Genomic DNA, 14,135 nt, shown 5'->3' with positions numbered 1-14,135 from the left:
TCAGGTCGGACGGAATTTCGCAAATATCCGGTTTGCAATGGCCAGAACAAGTAATGCGGCCCCTAGCTCTGGTAGAAGCAACCCTAGAGTGACGAGCATTACAATGCCGATAATCCCATATTGCTGAGAGTGCATGGCAGGTGGAGCCCCTAGGGATCCCGCAGGTTTACGTTTAAGCCACAATACAGTTGCAGCACTACTCATTGCCAGTAAGCCCATTGCCACCAACAGGTTGATGACCTGATTTATCCCCCCAAAAAGCTGGCCTTCATGTACCGCAACGCCGTAGCCAATGATGCGATCCATAAGGCCTTTCCGGGCGAAGGTTGTATGTGCCTGCACATGGCCATCTGGTGTTACCGTCACACTTTCTCGCAAAGGTCGGTTTTGCGTGTCGGAACGTACAGTCCACATAGAACCAGACGGTGTAATGATGACCGGAGCGGGCATGGAGAGAGTGCTCGCGGTCTGTACAACAGTATCCAGACTACTTACCAAGTCCTCTTCAGGAAAAGAGGAGGAGACGGTTGGCATGTCCATACCGGGCATATCCATGCTGCCTGTTGCAGGCTGCTTCTGTGATGGCCCGACCGGATGTCCGGCAATGACCGTGGCGGCTGGAACCGCGCCGATTTCCCAGTCCTTGACAGAGGTCAGACGACCAAACGTGTTTTCGATCGATTGCAGGCCATGCCCCCAGACAAAAGACCACGGTAGACCGGATACCAGAAACAGCACCAGAAACACTGATGCCCACACGCCAGTGACAGCATGGAGATCCCGCCACCGGGTTCGTCCCTTTATGCCAAGGCGTGGATAAACAACGCCTGCCAGTCCCTTCTGACCGCGAGGCCACCAGAGCAGCAGGCCTGTCACAATGAGCACAATGGTCCATGATGCGACCATTTCCATAATGACAGAACCCACATTACCCAACAGCAACTGCCCATGCAGCCGGAAAACCAGCCGCTCAAATCTGCTTTCTTCCAGAACAGTTTTCACAACAGTGTGGGTGTTCCTGTCCACATAGACCCGCACGGCTTCTCCGTCTGGCCTGCTGACCAGAACACGTGCGGCACTCTGCGACGTCCGCGGAAGTTCATAAGCCAGGAAAGTCCCCTGCGGCACTGCTGATAAAGCCGCCTGAACGTCACGCTTGGGAGAGGGCGACTGAGCTGTGGGCAGATGGTCATATCGCCAGTCAATCCAGTCATCAATCTGAGGTTTGAAGAGATAAACTGTTCCGGTCAGAGAGAGAAAAGCCACAAAAGGCAGGCAGAACAGTCCTGCGAAGAAATGCCAGCGCCAGAGCGTGCGGCGGTCTGGCCAGAGAGTGGCAATGTGTATGGTCATGGCACTATCCCTCAAAACCTGATCCGCACGCCGCCAAAATACGCACGTGGCGAACCCGCGTAGATGGAGCCTGTGCTGTTCATGAGTGTCGTAGCACCGGCCTGCTGACCATTGGCCTGCAGTTTATCGCTGATGTTTGTGGCGCCCGCGATATAGGTCTGGTTGGCGACGTTCTGTACTTCAAAATACCAGTGCAAACGATGTGCCCAGCCACACCGAGCGGGGGGATCATAATGTATTTCAAGATTAAGCAGCGCATACCCCGGCGCTTTCAGGCGATTGGCGTTATCTAGCCAATAAGAATCACGCCACGTGACTTCCGCGTATCCGCCCAGTCCCTCCAGTAAACCGTCAGGCTGGTCGTAAAGAAAGCGGGCATTAAGAAAATTGGGAATGACCCCGGGGATATAATGCCCTTTACGGCTGAAGCTGCGTGAAAGCGTGCTATTGGAAAGAACCTCGGTATAATTGGTATAAATCTGATTATCGTAGGTGTAGCTCAGTTTAACCCGACCACCGGAAAGCATTTTAGGCAACGGTTTCCACTCCACACCCAGAACAACACCACGATGTTCGGACGCGGGTGCGTTAAAAGTGTAGGAGCCAACGGTGTTAACACCGGCAGACTGGCTGACCAGTTCGTTCTTATAAAACTCGTAAAAACCTGTTGCCTGAATGCTGATCGTCGAAGAGGGATGCCAATCAGCGCCCAGATCAATGCCGACACTTGTCTGGCTTTTCAGTTGTGTATTGTTCCCGTATTCCCCCTGTGGGGTAATGAAAAGATTGGAAGAAGATGGCGTGCCATAGGCTGTGCCAACACGGGTATGAAGCATCCAGTCTTTGGATGGCGTGTAAATTAACGCTCCTTCTGGTGCGAGATTGAAATAGAAACGATTGGCTGTGATGGCCCGTTGGGTACTGGCTGTCGCAGAGTAGCCATACAGTGTTTCTGTTGCACCAATGTCGGAATATGTGCCGCCAAGACCGGCGACGATGTGCCAGTCAGGTGCAAAATGCCAGTCTTCCTGAAAGCGTGCACCAAGATTCCACTGGTGCCCATAACTTTCCGAATTCATGGCCCCTCGTGTTGCACCGCCCAGGGGCATGATATTGTAAGTCTGTGAACCAAAATCGAGATAATCAAAATTCACGCCCGCAAATGTTTCCAACGCTCTGCCAGCAAGTTGCGCATGGTTGGTTATATCGCTGCTTACATTATAGGAATTATAAGGACCGACATACGCCATAGGCGACGTTGGTTGGTCGATATGGCGCTGATCGTATGTAAACTGGTTTCGCCAGATTGTGTGGCTGTTGAAATCATGCTCCCAGCGCAGGCCAACCACCGTGCGCCGGTCAAAGCGCCCCAGCCCTGCCTCTTCAGGGCTCATGGCAACCTTCGTGCCATAGCGGCCATTGACCAGCAGATTGACAGACGCACAACCGGCCGCCGCACCGGACGCATTGGTGCACCCCTGCTGGTAAGGATTGGCCCGGTACTGGTTGAGTGACAATCTTGCTGGTAGAAAAGCATCCGTGACGTTGTTGACGAATTTCAGGATAAGACGATCCGATGACGTCAGATTGACACGAAGCCGCATATTTTCTGTCGAGGTATTATAACGGCTATTGGCAATGAAGCCGTTTCCACGCACATCGCTGCCAAAGATCATCAGATCGTAGTGTCTGTTGCCAAAGCCGAGGGTGGCATAATTGTTGAACATCCCGAAACTGCCGAAATCAGAGCCCAGTTCCAGCCCGTGAATATCTGCTCCCTTCCGGGTGCGGAAATTGATGGCGCCGTTGATGGCATAATTACCATACAGGGTTGAGGCAGGCCCCTCAAAAACATCGACACCCTGATAAGCATGGGGGTCGATCAGATCGGCCCGGGCTGTCCCATCTGGTTGAGTCATGGGGAATCCATCTTCCAGAACCTGAATATTTTTAAGTCCCCATGATTGACGATCTCCCGACCCACGAATGGAAATATTCGTATCGCGGGGGCCATTTCCCTGCGTAAAGCTGACGCCGGGAATGGTCACCACCATATCGGCAACGCTCTGGCCAACTTGGTTCGCGAAATTACTTCTGTCGGAACTATAAGTCGTCTGGCCTGCCGGACGTGTAAGGGCAGACGACCGGCTTAATCCCGTTACAAGAATCTGTTCGGTTTTGACGGGGTTTTTGTGGGTTTTGGGCACAGAAGGAGCATGTTGACTCAAAGGCGAGCGGGGTTTCTCTGCACCGATGGCAGCGTGCAGAGTGCTGGCCGAGAAAATGACGGCAGCCGTTAGTGTCCCGTAAAACGGGAGTGAAAAACAAGACGTACGAAACATGTGAAGGAACCTGAATAGACAGCACAAAATGCTCACCTGCATGGTAGGTGAGCGGCTCTTTCAATTCAGATCAGGCAGGAGGTCCCTGCGGGCAGAGAGAAGTCCGTTTTGGTGTTGGCGGCCCCCGGATGGATGTGAACATCCATGACTGACGAATGGCAGCAATACGCAAGTCCACAAAAAGACAGAAAACGATGCTCGCAATAAGCAGGTCCAATGCTTCGGACAGAAGAAAGCCGTCATCATCGGGGGTGGTCGAGTGATGGTTCTGTCCGTCTGGATCAGACGATGTGCTTTGAGCATCGCAAAGAATGCTCAGCTTCGTAAAAGTTTTGAGGGGATCGTCGATCAGTGCTGTTGGGGAAGCAATTCCGCCAAATGTCAGGCGTGCAATCAGTGCAAGCAAAACGAGAGGCCAGAAGGCCAGCAGGTAAGCTGAACTGTGAGCACGTGGAGTCATGTCTCACCGTTACATCAAGTTCTTTCGGTTAACCAGTCCATATCGGTAGTGCGAACTCTACCTTTCGATGACGATAGCCCCGGTCTTTGAACCGTATTGCATGTCCGTTTTCGGGAAACGGAAATTGATCTCTGCACGACTGATAATGAAGGCAGAGCCGCTTGTCTGGCTTCATTATCATGCAGTTCTTCACCTCGTGTATGTGCTGGCGAGAAGACCCCTTCATCGTCCGGGTGTTGCCTCGGCGTCAGGAGTGGAGCAGCTGATCGGACTAGCAAGGCTTGTAGACGCGGCCTGTTCGTCAGAGGCTCGCATATCCACAATGAGGGCAAGAATGGACGGGCTGTACCAAATGGGTCAGGCTAGAAATCTTGCCGACAATTATGATAATTGTAGCCAATCCACCGGGCAATGGCGTGACTGGATGGGTAACAAGTCGTGCGGGGGTAGTGCCGTGAACAATGAAAACCTAACTGATCGTCAGAGACAAATCCTAAATCACCTTTATGCTGAAGCGCCTGTGTCGGTTAAAAATCTAGGCTCAGGACTCATTCTTTAAGATAGAAGATGAAGCTTGCTGCGATTTGGATTGCGGACATGAATGTATGAGCACAGCGGTCGTATCGTGTTGCCACCCGTCGCCAGTCTTTCAGCTTTGCGAACATGTTTTCGATCAGATGGCGCTTTTTATACAGATGCCAATTGTAAGGTGGCTTTGATTTCCGGTTCTTCTTCGGCGGAATACAGGCGGTGATATTGCGTTCTGCGAGAGACTGTCTGATTTTATTGCTGTCATATCCCCGATCGCCGATGACTTCCTCTGTCTCATCCGGCAGGTCCGACAGCAGCGCATCAGCGCCTTTGAAATCACTGACCTGTCCCGCAGTCAGATGAAGGCGAACAGGACGCCCTTGTCCATCACATATGGCATGAAGCTTTGAGTTCAGGCCGCCTTTTGTCCGTCCGATATGGCGGGAAAAAGCCCCTTTTTGAGCAGGGACGCCGATGTCCGGTGTGCCTTGAGATGTGTTGCATCGATCATCAGACGCTTCGAACGGCCTGCCTGTTCTGTCAGGGCGACAAAGATCCTGTCAAAAACACCGAGGCGGCTCCACCGGATAAAGCGGTTGTATAAAGTCTTGTGCGGACCATACGCTTTCGGAGCGTCTTTCCACTGAAGGCCGTTACGGATCACATAAACGATCCCGCTCAGAACACGCCGGTCATCCACGCGTGGCACTCCGTGCGCCAGAGGAAAAAACGGCTCAATCCGCTCTATCTGGCGCTCAGATAGCATAAACACATCACTCATAGGCCCACCTTCCATCGGTAAGCCTGTGAATCACAACCGTTCGTCCAGTTCAATAAATTAATAGGTCCTGAGCCTAGGGATATGATGGAAACGGCGCCCGTGAAAACCTGCTTTTCCACGGGATATTGCCCATCATTCTGTAAGTTCGAACTGCACACAGCGCATCCGTTGCAATTCTCTTCGAGGCTGTGATCGCAATAGGATCAAGAGAGTGCTCAGCAGTTGCTGAATGGCAGGAATATCATAGCGGCCTTGTTAATAGAGGCTGACCTTCCATAAGGATATGCCCTGTTTTTTGCCCAAAAACGAGGTGCCTGTGGCGAGCTCTGCGTAAGGTTGAAAATGCCGGGCGTGAGTAACTGCTCAATTCTTCAGGGTTTGCGCAAGCAAATGAAGATAATGGAAAGCGAGAATGTTTTGGGGAGCCAGTCAAACGGATTTGTATGAATCTGGCTGATCCGCATGTTGTGGCGGATGGTTTGTGCCAGCCAGCGCCAGTCAAACCCTTTATGCCCCGTGCCGTGTGTTTCCACCTTATCCAGATTGAACAGTGCGGCATGCAGGGTTTCGGCCCATGTGTATTCCTTGTGCCGCATATAACCGGTGAGCAGGGAGCCAATGTTTTTGACCAGAATAACCGGGCCGACCTCGTTAGGGACCGAGCACATAAAGGCGGCCGGCCGAGCAAGAGCGACCTGCTCTATAATACGGACAACAAGATTTTCTGGAATATGCTCTAGGGTTTCCAGCGCAAGAATAACATCGGTATTCTGGAACTCGCCATAGTGGTCGGCAATGGAACCCGTGATGATTTTAAAGTTTGGATGGGCCGAATACCTTGCCCGTGCAATGCCGCTTAATGCCTCATCCTGATCTATGCCGATATATGTGATGTTGAAGCGGCTATTGAGGACCTGGAACGCTTTGGCATGTGCACAGCCTATGTCCACCACCCGTAAGGTGCGGGATGGGGCTTGGGCGGCCAGCTTGGTAAACAGGCGGATTAAATGCTTGTATCGGGTAGTATGCAGGTAAGAAACCAGCGGGTTGAAAGCCTGTTTTTTTTCATAACAGGTCAGGCCCTTATTGCCGGGTGGTGTGGATGAAGTGGGCTGTACCATAAAAAGCTAGCTGTCATGCGATGGCGGGCGGTTGTGCCAATCTATGCAGACATCTGACAGCCACAAGGTAAGTGCCGAAACAAAAAGCCAGAGAAGGCCGGGGAAGATATTAAAATCCAGAATGACAACAATACCGATACAAAACGCGGCAATGGAAATGCTCAGGTTAACAAGGCAACAGAACACCGCAACAGGCCAGCTTTCGGGAAGACCAAGTTTTGTCATCAACACCTCACGCCAAAAACGGGGGCGTGCTCCTTGATAAGGGCCAGAAAACAGGCGTAACCCCGAGTGCTGGCAAAATCTGCCCCAAGAGCGGGCCTGAGCGGCCTCTCTTGGGGCAGGGGCATAATCTTACTGATCAAGCCAGGGAGCAACCGGCAGGTTTTTCTCCTGCAGGAAGGTCGGGTTGAACAGTTTGGATTCATATCGTGCGCCACCATCTGCCAGAATGGTCACAATTCTATGGCCCGGCCCAAGCCTGCGTGCGGTGCGTATGGCGGCCGCGACATTAATGCCCGATGACCCCCCAACAGACAGGCCTTCTTCCCCCAGCAGGCTGTAAATCACGTCCAGTGCTTCGGGGTCGGGAATGCGCTCTGCATCGTCAATGGGAGCGCCTTCAAGGTTGCCGGTCACGCGGGACTGGCCAATACCCTCGGTAATGGAAGACCCGGCTACGGACAGGTCGTTATTCTTGACCCAGCCGTACAGGCCGGAGCCTTCGGGGTCTGCCAGTACAATCTGCGGGGCCTTTACACCGTCACGCCGGGCTGCATCGTGCAGGCCAAGAGCTATGCCTGCCAGTGTGCCGCCCGTGCCGCATGCGCAGGTAAAGGCATCTACCTTGCCATCCATCTGCTGCCAGATTTCCTGCGCTGTGGTGGCGCGGTGGCCTTCACGGTTGGCGGTGTTGTCAAACTGGTTGGCCCAGACCCAGCCGTTTTCTTCCGCCAGACGGCGGGAGACATGCACGTAATTGCCCGGATCGCGGTAAGGTTTGGCGGGCACAAGGCGCAGGTCCGCGCCAATCATGCGCAAAAAGCCGATTTTTTCGCGGCTTTGTGTTTCAGGCATGACAATAACGCATTTATAACCGCGGGCGTTGGCGACCAGAGTCAGGCCAATGCCGGTATTGCCCGCTGTGCCTTCCACCAGAGTGCCACCGGGCTTGAGCACGCCACGGCGCTCCGCATCATCAATAATGGCAAGGGCCGCGCGGTCCTTTACGGAGCCGCCGGGGTTCATGAACTCCGCCTTGCCGTAAATCTGACAACCCGTTGCTTCAGATGCCTTGCGCAGAAGGATAAGAGGGGTTCCACCTACCGCACCGGGCATGTCGGGCGAGAGTGAGGTCCAGCCTGGACGGGTGGTGGAGGGCGCTGCGCTTTCGGTCATCTGTATACCCTGCTTGCTATGATCAGGTTGGGCGATCGGGGCTGGTCTGCGTTGGGGAGTACCCCCTGCGGCCTACCGGCCTGCGTCCGGTTCTTCTTGTGCATCATATAGCACTTCCAAAACCGCACACCAAGGATAGCGTGGGTCGTAGCTCTGCCCGGTCGGGCTTGCCAGGCGCCCCTGCTCATCCGTGGGAACGTGGGTCAGGGCTACGGCATCATCAATATTACCGCCAATAATGCTGATCTGGCGGCCAAAAGGCGGGCCATTCTGGCCTGTGGCGACCACATAGCCGCAATGCGCGGGAAAGCCGTAGGACGTCGGCAGGCTTGCAAAGCGGATGCTCTGCCTGCCACGCCCACGGGCCACACAGATCAGGTCGCCTGCCTTGGGGGTATAGGCGGCGGGGTCATGCGCACGCAGGATGGGGGACAACCCCGATGCCGCGGCGTTGATATAGGTGGAATGGTTGGGCGAGTAGGGGAAGCGGTCATTCGCTCCGGCAATACGCATAACGTAGGAGATAAATGCAGCCGACCATGCAAAAGACCCGTCATGCACAAAGTCCGTCAACTGGCCATCGGCATTGTGTTTGCCGCTCCAGGAGGCTTCAGTCATGTTCGGGTCCATGCCAATCCACCAGTATTCGCCCACGCGCTGCCACAGGCCGGGCGCTCGCTCGGGCTTGATGGCGGCGACCTGTGGTTCGGGGCGCTGTTCGGGGTCATCGTCATTAACCGGGCTGCCAAACAGGCGCCATTCGCGCATGGCAATGGCTACGACATCCTGCGGATTAAAAGGCTCAAAATTGCGCGTGGCAAAGTCCGGCACATGGCTGTTTAAGCCATAGCCGCCCGATACACTGCCGCCACGGGAGGACGTACCGCCCCCCGAAGAGGGCTGGGAGGTGCAGGCCGCCAGACACAAAGGTGCCAGAAGGGCCACAGTCAGCTTGCGTGGCATCTTGTCTCCATACCAGAACAGGGCCGTGTTCGGGGCCGGACGGAGTGGTTCCACCGCCTTGCAGAACAAAGCCCTGTTGTAAGGAATAGGCGTCCTTTATGGAGGGTGGAAGGGGGTTTATGCTCCTTTTACTCCACCCATGTGCTTTTTTGTCTGCTCAGGCCGGGGGTGTATCCACGGTAATGCTGGCAGTCTGGGCCTGCACGCAGCGTATGGCGTCTGCCGGGGCCAGTTCCACAACAAGGCCACGACCACCACCGTTGATGTAGAGCTTGTCCAGCTTGAGAATGCTCTCGTCAAACACAACAGGTACGGTTGTGCGTGCGCCAAAGGGGCTGATTCCCCCAACCTGAAAACCCGTGAGTGCTTCAGCTTTTTCAGCGCCAAGCATACGGGCGTTGCGACCGCCAAAAAGAGTGGCCACTTTTTTCAGGTCCATTTTCAGGTGAACGGGAATGGCAGTGCAGACAACCTGTTTTTTGTCGATTTCCACCATCAGGGTTTTAAAAACCTTTTGCTGGTCAATGCCTATGCCAGCCGCAGCATGCAGGCCGATCTTGCCCGGATCGGACACGTAATCATAATCATGCATGGTGTAGGACACGGCATGGGCGGTCAGGAACAGTGTTGTTGGTGTTTGATCAGAGTTTGGCATAACAGGCGTTTTTTCCAATGTGATCCGGGGTTTCAGCCTCGTTCGGGAAAAAGGGAGAGCAGGCCGTCGGGTGTGGCCGCGCAGCAGCCTTTTTCTGTTATCAGGCCGGTAACAAGGCGGGCCGGAGTGACGTCAAACGCGGGGTTGGCGGCCTTACTGCCGTCTGGAGTAATCTGCACCCGGTTGATCTGCCCGCTGTCATCCCGCCCGTGGATATGGGTAATTTCGGCTTCCGAGCGTTCTTCAATGGGGATTTCACGCATGCCATCGGCCACGCGCCAGTCTATGGTGGTGGAGGGCAGGGCAACCCAGAACGGTACATTGTTGTCCCGTGCGGCCAGAGCTTTCAGGTAGGTGCCAATCTTGTTGGCAACATCGGCATTGCGGGTGACGCGGTCGGTGCCAACAATAACCATATCAACCAGCCCGTGCTGCATCAGGTGGCCACCGGCATTGTCTGCAATAACGGTGTGGGGCACGCCGTGGCTGCCAAGTTCCCACGCCGTTAACGCAGCGCCCTGGTTGCGGGGGCGTGTTTCATCCACCCAGACATGCACGTTCAGTCCTTCGTCGTGTGCCATGTAAATGGGGGCGAGTGCCGTGCCCCAGTCCACTGTGGCAATCCAGCCGGCATTGCAATGTGTCAGAATGTTAATTCTGTCATTCTTGCCACGTTGCGCTGCCAGTGTGCGCAGCAGTTCCAGACCATGCAGGCCAATGGCCTCATTCTGGGCTGCATCTTCATCACAGATCCGGCCTGCTTCGGCATAAGCTGCATCGGCCCGCTGTGCTGGGGGCAGGGGACGGAGGTGGTTCAGCATTCTTTCAATCGCCCAGGCCAGATTTATGGCCGTGGGGCGGGTGGCGGCCAGCATGGCGGCCTGCTGTTCCAGTGCGGTATCGGAGCTGTCCGTGCGCAGGGCCAGGGCCAGACCATAGGCTGCAACTGCGCCAATAAGTGGCGCGCCGCGGACCTGCATGGTTTTAATGGCGTGGGCAACCTGCTCGGGTGTGGTCAGCTGAAGAATATCCAGCGCAAAAGGCAGGCGGGTCTGGTCAAAAATATGCACGGACCAGCCGTCTTTTTCATTAACCCAAACGCTGCGGTAAGGTGTGCCGTTAATTTTCATGGCCAAGGTTCCTGATGGCGGAAGATAAAAATCGCTCGCTGATCATAGGGTTTGTTTGAGTATGTGGGCAATATCCTCATGTCATGACAGTTTTGCGAACAAGTGTAGAACGTATAGTGTGTAATGGTTGAATCCAAACAGCCTATTCTTGAAAAGACGAGAGTATTTTTTTGCATTTCCGGTCATTTTTGTTATGTAGAGGGGGAAATGGGCGCGCTTTGCTGATACTGCGGAATGTGCCACGAACAGGTTTATTTTTGTTTTTTGAAAAGAATGTTTTCTCTTCTTGATATTTTTAAAGAAGATGAAAAGGGAATGCTGGAATGAGTGAAACCAAAAAAGGTCGCAAGGCTGTTGCCGGTAAACGTGCCCCCGCCCGCGCCGCTGCTGTAACCACCCCCAAAAAGCGCGCGCCGCGTGCAAAAGTGGAAGTGGTAGAAGAAATTTTTGAAGTGGAAGCACCCGCTCCCACCACGCGCAAGACCCGCCAGAGCGCCGCACCACGTAAAACGGCCAAAGTAGAAAAAGTGGCCAAGCCCGCAGCAGCCAGAAAAGCCAGCAAGTCCACTGCAGCCGCCGCTCCGGTGGAAGCCCCGGCCAAGCCTGCCCGCCGTACAAAAACTGCAGCCGCCGCCGTTGTGGCCGAGGCTCCGGCCAAGGCAACCCGCAAGGCAAAAACTGCCAAGGCAGCGCCCCGTGCAACGCGTGCCAAGGTTGCTGCTGTGGCAGAAGTCGCACAGCCTGCACCAACCCGCGCGCGCAAGCCAGCCCGCAAGGCTGCGGTGGCAGCACCGGCTCCCGCTAAACCAGCTGCTAAAGCAACGCGGAAACGGGCAGAAAAGGCCGAAGCCGCAGAGAGCGCAAAGAACCTGTCCGCAGTTGAAAAACTGCGCATTGTGCAGGAACGCCGCCGCCGCAAGCGCTATGAGCGTCTGGCAGCTGAAGCCGTGGCAGAAGCAGAAAAAGCCGCACCTGCACGCAAGCGCAAAGCCGCCACAACGCGGCGTCCCCGTGCCACAAAGGCATAAGGGTTAAGCAGCTTTACGGTGGAGCCTGACCATACAGGTTGGTCAGGCTTGCATTGCTTGGCCGGGTTTTTGCTCCCTTTACCGCACTGGATTGCCCGGTAAACTGTGTAAAGGCCCATTATTCCGGATAACCGTTTGGGTTATCCGGTTTTTTTATGCCTAGTTCTGAGCCGATGGAGCAGGTGGCAGATAAGTCTGCGCCAGCAAGCTGGATGCACGCAACTCCCCGACGAGCTGACCATTCCAGTTTTTAAGCGGGCGGCGCATGAAATGTGTTAAAACAGGTGCGTTCTCTATGCGAGCAAAACGGGCAATCAGGGCTGCTGCCGCAGTTTCTGCCGCGCGCACGCCGCCATCACGGCATTTTATGGCCATACCCAGCCCCTGTTCTGGTAGGGCGACAATCATCACGCCCTCAGCCCCCATTTTTGTCAGGACCTTCGGGGCCAGTTCGGTCATGATCCGCGTGTCAAACTGCCCGCTGCCCGCGATCATGAACGGGTTCTGGGCTATGGCGTTGCGCAGGCGTTGTGCGGCCAATGCCCGCTCGGGGGAAAGGCCAATGCCGCTGGCAAAGCGGGCATAACCCAGCGCCAGCGCAGATAGGGGGATAGCCCATGTGGGAATGGCGCATCCATCGACTGCCCTGTTTGCCGTGGTGTGGGGGGCTCCGGTCACATCCTGCAGTGTTTGGGCAACTGTTTGCATTACGGGGTGTTCCGGGCGTGTGTAGTGTGCCACGTCCTGCCCGGTTGCGCAGGAGAGGCAGATAAAGCCCGCATGCTTGCCCGAACAGCAGTTATGGAGTGCGCAGGGTGCCTCGCCCGCTGCTGCCAGCCCGCGGGCGGCGGCTGTATCCAGCGGCCAGTGGGTACCACATTCGAGCACACCATAATCCAGACCCGTACGGGCAAGCATGTCTGTGGCAACAGCAATATGTTCAGGCTCCCCCTGATGGGAGGCACAGGCCAGTGCCAGCGCTTTGTCTGGTAAGGCAAAGCGGTCTGCTGCACCTTCGGTCAGCAGGGGGAGTGCTTGTAACGCCTTGACCGTGGAGCGTGGAAAAATAGGTGTTGTGCAGTCCCCGGCGGAAAAAACGGTTTTGCCGTGGGCATCCACAACAATGGCAGCGCCATAATGGCTGGATTCCACAATGCCGTTGCGGGTTGTCTGAGCAAGAAGGACATCATCTGTCATAAAACTGGGCCTGTTGATCAAGAATGTTTAATTGCCGCTGAGAAGGTAGCATGGTGTGGCAAATTCTGCCGTATGGTCTGGCTCCAGCTCCAGAGCTTGCGCAACAAGAGAGCGTTTGAGCTTGAGCACAACAGGCATGTTATGGGCATCACACGCCGTGGTTTCTGCCGTTTTTGCCAGCCATGCGGCAATCCCGGCCCGCTCGGTCAGCATAAGAGGCGCGCGTCGGTTTAAGGGGAGGCCGGCGGCCATAAGGTGTTGCGCATGGTTTTGCGAAACAACCATGTATAAAAAACAGTCTTCACCAGCAGGCGGAAGCTTTTCCGGCGCAGGCACAAGGCTCAGGCGGATTTCGTCAGGCAGGAAGTGCGAGCGGGGGAGTGGGGGCAGGGGTAGGGCAAACAGGTCTGTCTGTTGCAGGTCCGGTGTTGTGGAAACTGTTTTGGGTCTGGCTGTTTTTTTACCCGCCCGAATGGGTTTGCGCACCTTGCCAGCAGGCAGGGTTGGCAGGTCTGGCTGAACAGGGCCGGTTGGGGCGGGGTGTTCCATCAGTTGGGGGCTGGGGCAGGCCCCTTCTGGCCGCGTGTGGCGGGGGCGCAGTCCTCACACACACCTTCCACTTCGACCGATGCGCTTTGCATGGTAAAGTTTTTTTTGCCACAAATGCTTTTCAATACGTCCAGAACACGCGGGGCGTCGGCAATTTCGGTCACACCGCCACAGCTCCGGCAGATCAGGAACTGCGCGCTATGCAGGCAGGTTTCCGCCGGTCCATGAGAGTGGTCGTGGGGATGGTCATGCTGGAGGTGGGTGCACGGCACAAAGGCGGACAGGCGTTCAATGCGGTGAATAAGACCATGTTCGAGCAAAAAATCGAGCGCGCGGTAAACGGTAGGGGGGGCAGGTTTGCGGCCCGATGTTTTGAGCTGTTCAAGCAGGTCGTAGGCTCCAACCGGCGTTGTGGCAGTCAGGATCAGGCCCAGAACATCACGCCGTTGCGGGGTCATGCGTCCTCCCTGCCCGGCGCAGAGGTGAGCAGCGTGTTCAAGCTGGCGCTGAATACGGTCCGAAAAACCGTAGCCGTTATCTGCGGGGGAGGAGGCTGGTGTTCTGGTCTGCATGTTCATCATCCGTTCTCTCTTGTTTCTAGCCTAAACGAGCCAGAAGAGGAAGGCC

Annotated in this window: 14 protein-coding genes; 1 reads left to right on the top strand and 13 read right to left on the bottom strand. The window is 55.3% G+C overall.

The window, feature by feature from the left end; all coding sequences use genetic code 11:
- The 10 genes from LKE65_RS01065 to mtnA form a co-directional block, all read right to left on the bottom strand.
- A complete protein-coding gene (locus tag LKE65_RS01065) occupies positions 1-1,353 on the bottom strand; it encodes a PepSY-associated TM helix domain-containing protein (RefSeq protein ID WP_278740093.1) in 1,353 nt (450 codons plus the stop codon).
- Positions 1,354-1,364: 11 nt separating this feature from the next.
- Positions 1,365-3,695, bottom strand: coding sequence for a TonB-dependent receptor family protein (locus tag LKE65_RS01060; RefSeq protein WP_278740091.1), 2,331 nt, complete (start codon positions 3,693-3,695; stop codon positions 1,365-1,367).
- 70 nt (positions 3,696-3,765) lie between these two features.
- Positions 3,766-4,155: a hypothetical protein gene (locus LKE65_RS01055; RefSeq protein WP_278740090.1), complete on the bottom strand. Its 390-nt coding sequence runs from the start codon at positions 4,153-4,155 to the stop codon at positions 3,766-3,768.
- A gap of 548 nt (positions 4,156-4,703) precedes the next feature.
- A protein-coding gene (locus LKE65_RS01050) for an IS5 family transposase (protein WP_278740088.1) occupies positions 4,704-5,467 on the bottom strand; the annotation gives its coding sequence in 2 pieces (ribosomal slippage) (positions 4,704-5,125 and positions 5,125-5,467; 765 coding nt in all).
- A 371-nt stretch (positions 5,468-5,838) separates the two neighbouring features.
- Positions 5,839-6,588, bottom strand: coding sequence for a class I SAM-dependent methyltransferase (locus LKE65_RS01045; RefSeq protein ID WP_278740085.1), 750 nt, complete (start codon positions 6,586-6,588; stop codon positions 5,839-5,841).
- Positions 6,589-6,594: 6 nt separating this feature from the next.
- Entirely contained in the window at positions 6,595-6,813 is a 219-nt protein-coding gene (locus LKE65_RS01040) for a hypothetical protein (RefSeq protein ID WP_086646214.1), read from the bottom strand.
- 129 nt (positions 6,814-6,942) lie between these two features.
- The gene (locus LKE65_RS01035) at positions 6,943-7,986 is read right to left on the bottom strand and encodes a cysteine synthase A (protein WP_278740083.1); all 1,044 of its coding nucleotides are present in this window, start codon (positions 7,984-7,986) and stop codon (positions 6,943-6,945) included.
- A 72-nt stretch (positions 7,987-8,058) separates the two neighbouring features.
- Positions 8,059-8,949: a DUF2272 domain-containing protein gene (locus LKE65_RS01030; RefSeq protein WP_095349611.1), complete on the bottom strand. Its 891-nt coding sequence runs from the start codon at positions 8,947-8,949 to the stop codon at positions 8,059-8,061.
- Between the two features lie 157 nt (positions 8,950-9,106).
- On the bottom strand, positions 9,107-9,604 hold the full coding sequence (locus LKE65_RS01025) for an aminoacyl-tRNA deacylase (protein WP_278740078.1): 498 nt from the start codon (positions 9,602-9,604) through the stop codon (positions 9,107-9,109).
- A 32-nt stretch (positions 9,605-9,636) separates the two neighbouring features.
- The gene (gene mtnA / locus LKE65_RS01020) at positions 9,637-10,734 is read right to left on the bottom strand and encodes an S-methyl-5-thioribose-1-phosphate isomerase (RefSeq protein ID WP_278740076.1); all 1,098 of its coding nucleotides are present in this window, start codon (positions 10,732-10,734) and stop codon (positions 9,637-9,639) included.
- A gap of 323 nt (positions 10,735-11,057) precedes the next feature.
- On the opposite strand from mtnA, the gene LKE65_RS01015 reads away from it, so the two are divergent.
- The gene (locus tag LKE65_RS01015) at positions 11,058-11,762 is read left to right on the top strand and encodes a histone (RefSeq protein WP_278740074.1); all 705 of its coding nucleotides are present in this window, start codon (positions 11,058-11,060) and stop codon (positions 11,760-11,762) included.
- A 159-nt stretch (positions 11,763-11,921) separates the two neighbouring features.
- Here the strand turns inward: LKE65_RS01015 and LKE65_RS01010 are convergent, their stop codons facing one another.
- Genes LKE65_RS01010 through LKE65_RS01000 form a run of 3 tightly spaced genes read right to left on the bottom strand, consistent with a single transcriptional unit; the run spans position 11,922 to position 14,089 of the window.
- Complete coding sequence (locus LKE65_RS01010) at positions 11,922-12,959, bottom strand: asparaginase (RefSeq protein WP_278740073.1); 1,038 nt, start codon at positions 12,957-12,959, stop codon at positions 11,922-11,924.
- Positions 12,960-12,986: 27 nt separating this feature from the next.
- The gene (locus LKE65_RS01005; RefSeq protein ID WP_278740071.1) at positions 12,987-13,508 is read right to left on the bottom strand and encodes a hypothetical protein; all 522 of its coding nucleotides are present in this window, start codon (positions 13,506-13,508) and stop codon (positions 12,987-12,989) included.
- Positions 13,508-14,089, bottom strand: coding sequence for a Fur family transcriptional regulator (locus LKE65_RS01000; protein WP_086646208.1), 582 nt, complete (start codon positions 14,087-14,089; stop codon positions 13,508-13,510). Before LKE65_RS01000 ends, LKE65_RS01005 begins: the two co-directional genes overlap by 1 nt.
- Positions 14,090-14,135: the final 46 nt, after the last annotated feature.

Origin of the sequence: Acetobacter fabarum (genome assembly GCF_022483405.1) — a bacterium.
In the GTDB taxonomy this organism is placed as follows: Bacteria; Pseudomonadota; Alphaproteobacteria; order Acetobacterales; family Acetobacteraceae; genus Acetobacter; species Acetobacter fabarum.
The sequence above is the reverse complement of the archived record's forward strand: the minus strand, read 5'-3'. Positions and strand labels throughout refer to the sequence as shown.

Excerpts from the sequence above, each read along its gene's own strand:
- LKE65_RS01065 (WP_278740093.1), bottom strand. The coding sequence starts at position 1,353 with ATGACCATACACATTGCCACTCTCTGGCCAGACCGCCGCACGCTCTGG.
- LKE65_RS01060 (WP_278740091.1), bottom strand. The coding sequence starts at position 3,695 with ATGTTTCGTACGTCTTGTTTTTCACTCCCGTTTTACGGGACACTAACG.
- LKE65_RS01055 (WP_278740090.1), bottom strand. The coding sequence starts at position 4,155 with ATGACTCCACGTGCTCACAGTTCAGCTTACCTGCTGGCCTTCTGGCCT.
- LKE65_RS01045 (WP_278740085.1), bottom strand. The coding sequence starts at position 6,588 with ATGGTACAGCCCACTTCATCCACACCACCCGGCAATAAGGGCCTGACC.
- LKE65_RS01040 (WP_086646214.1), bottom strand. The coding sequence starts at position 6,813 with ATGACAAAACTTGGTCTTCCCGAAAGCTGGCCTGTTGCGGTGTTCTGT.
- LKE65_RS01035 (WP_278740083.1), bottom strand. The coding sequence starts at position 7,986 with ATGACCGAAAGCGCAGCGCCCTCCACCACCCGTCCAGGCTGGACCTCA.
- LKE65_RS01030 (WP_095349611.1), bottom strand. The coding sequence starts at position 8,949 with ATGCCACGCAAGCTGACTGTGGCCCTTCTGGCACCTTTGTGTCTGGCG.
- LKE65_RS01025 (WP_278740078.1), bottom strand. The coding sequence starts at position 9,604 with ATGCCAAACTCTGATCAAACACCAACAACACTGTTCCTGACCGCCCAT.
- mtnA (WP_278740076.1), bottom strand. The coding sequence starts at position 10,734 with ATGAAAATTAACGGCACACCTTACCGCAGCGTTTGGGTTAATGAAAAA.
- LKE65_RS01015 (WP_278740074.1), top strand. The coding sequence starts at position 11,058 with ATGAGTGAAACCAAAAAAGGTCGCAAGGCTGTTGCCGGTAAACGTGCC.
- LKE65_RS01010 (WP_278740073.1), bottom strand. The coding sequence starts at position 12,959 with ATGACAGATGATGTCCTTCTTGCTCAGACAACCCGCAACGGCATTGTG.
- LKE65_RS01005 (WP_278740071.1), bottom strand. The coding sequence starts at position 13,508 with ATGGAACACCCCGCCCCAACCGGCCCTGTTCAGCCAGACCTGCCAACC.
- LKE65_RS01000 (WP_086646208.1), bottom strand. The coding sequence starts at position 14,089 with ATGATGAACATGCAGACCAGAACACCAGCCTCCTCCCCCGCAGATAAC.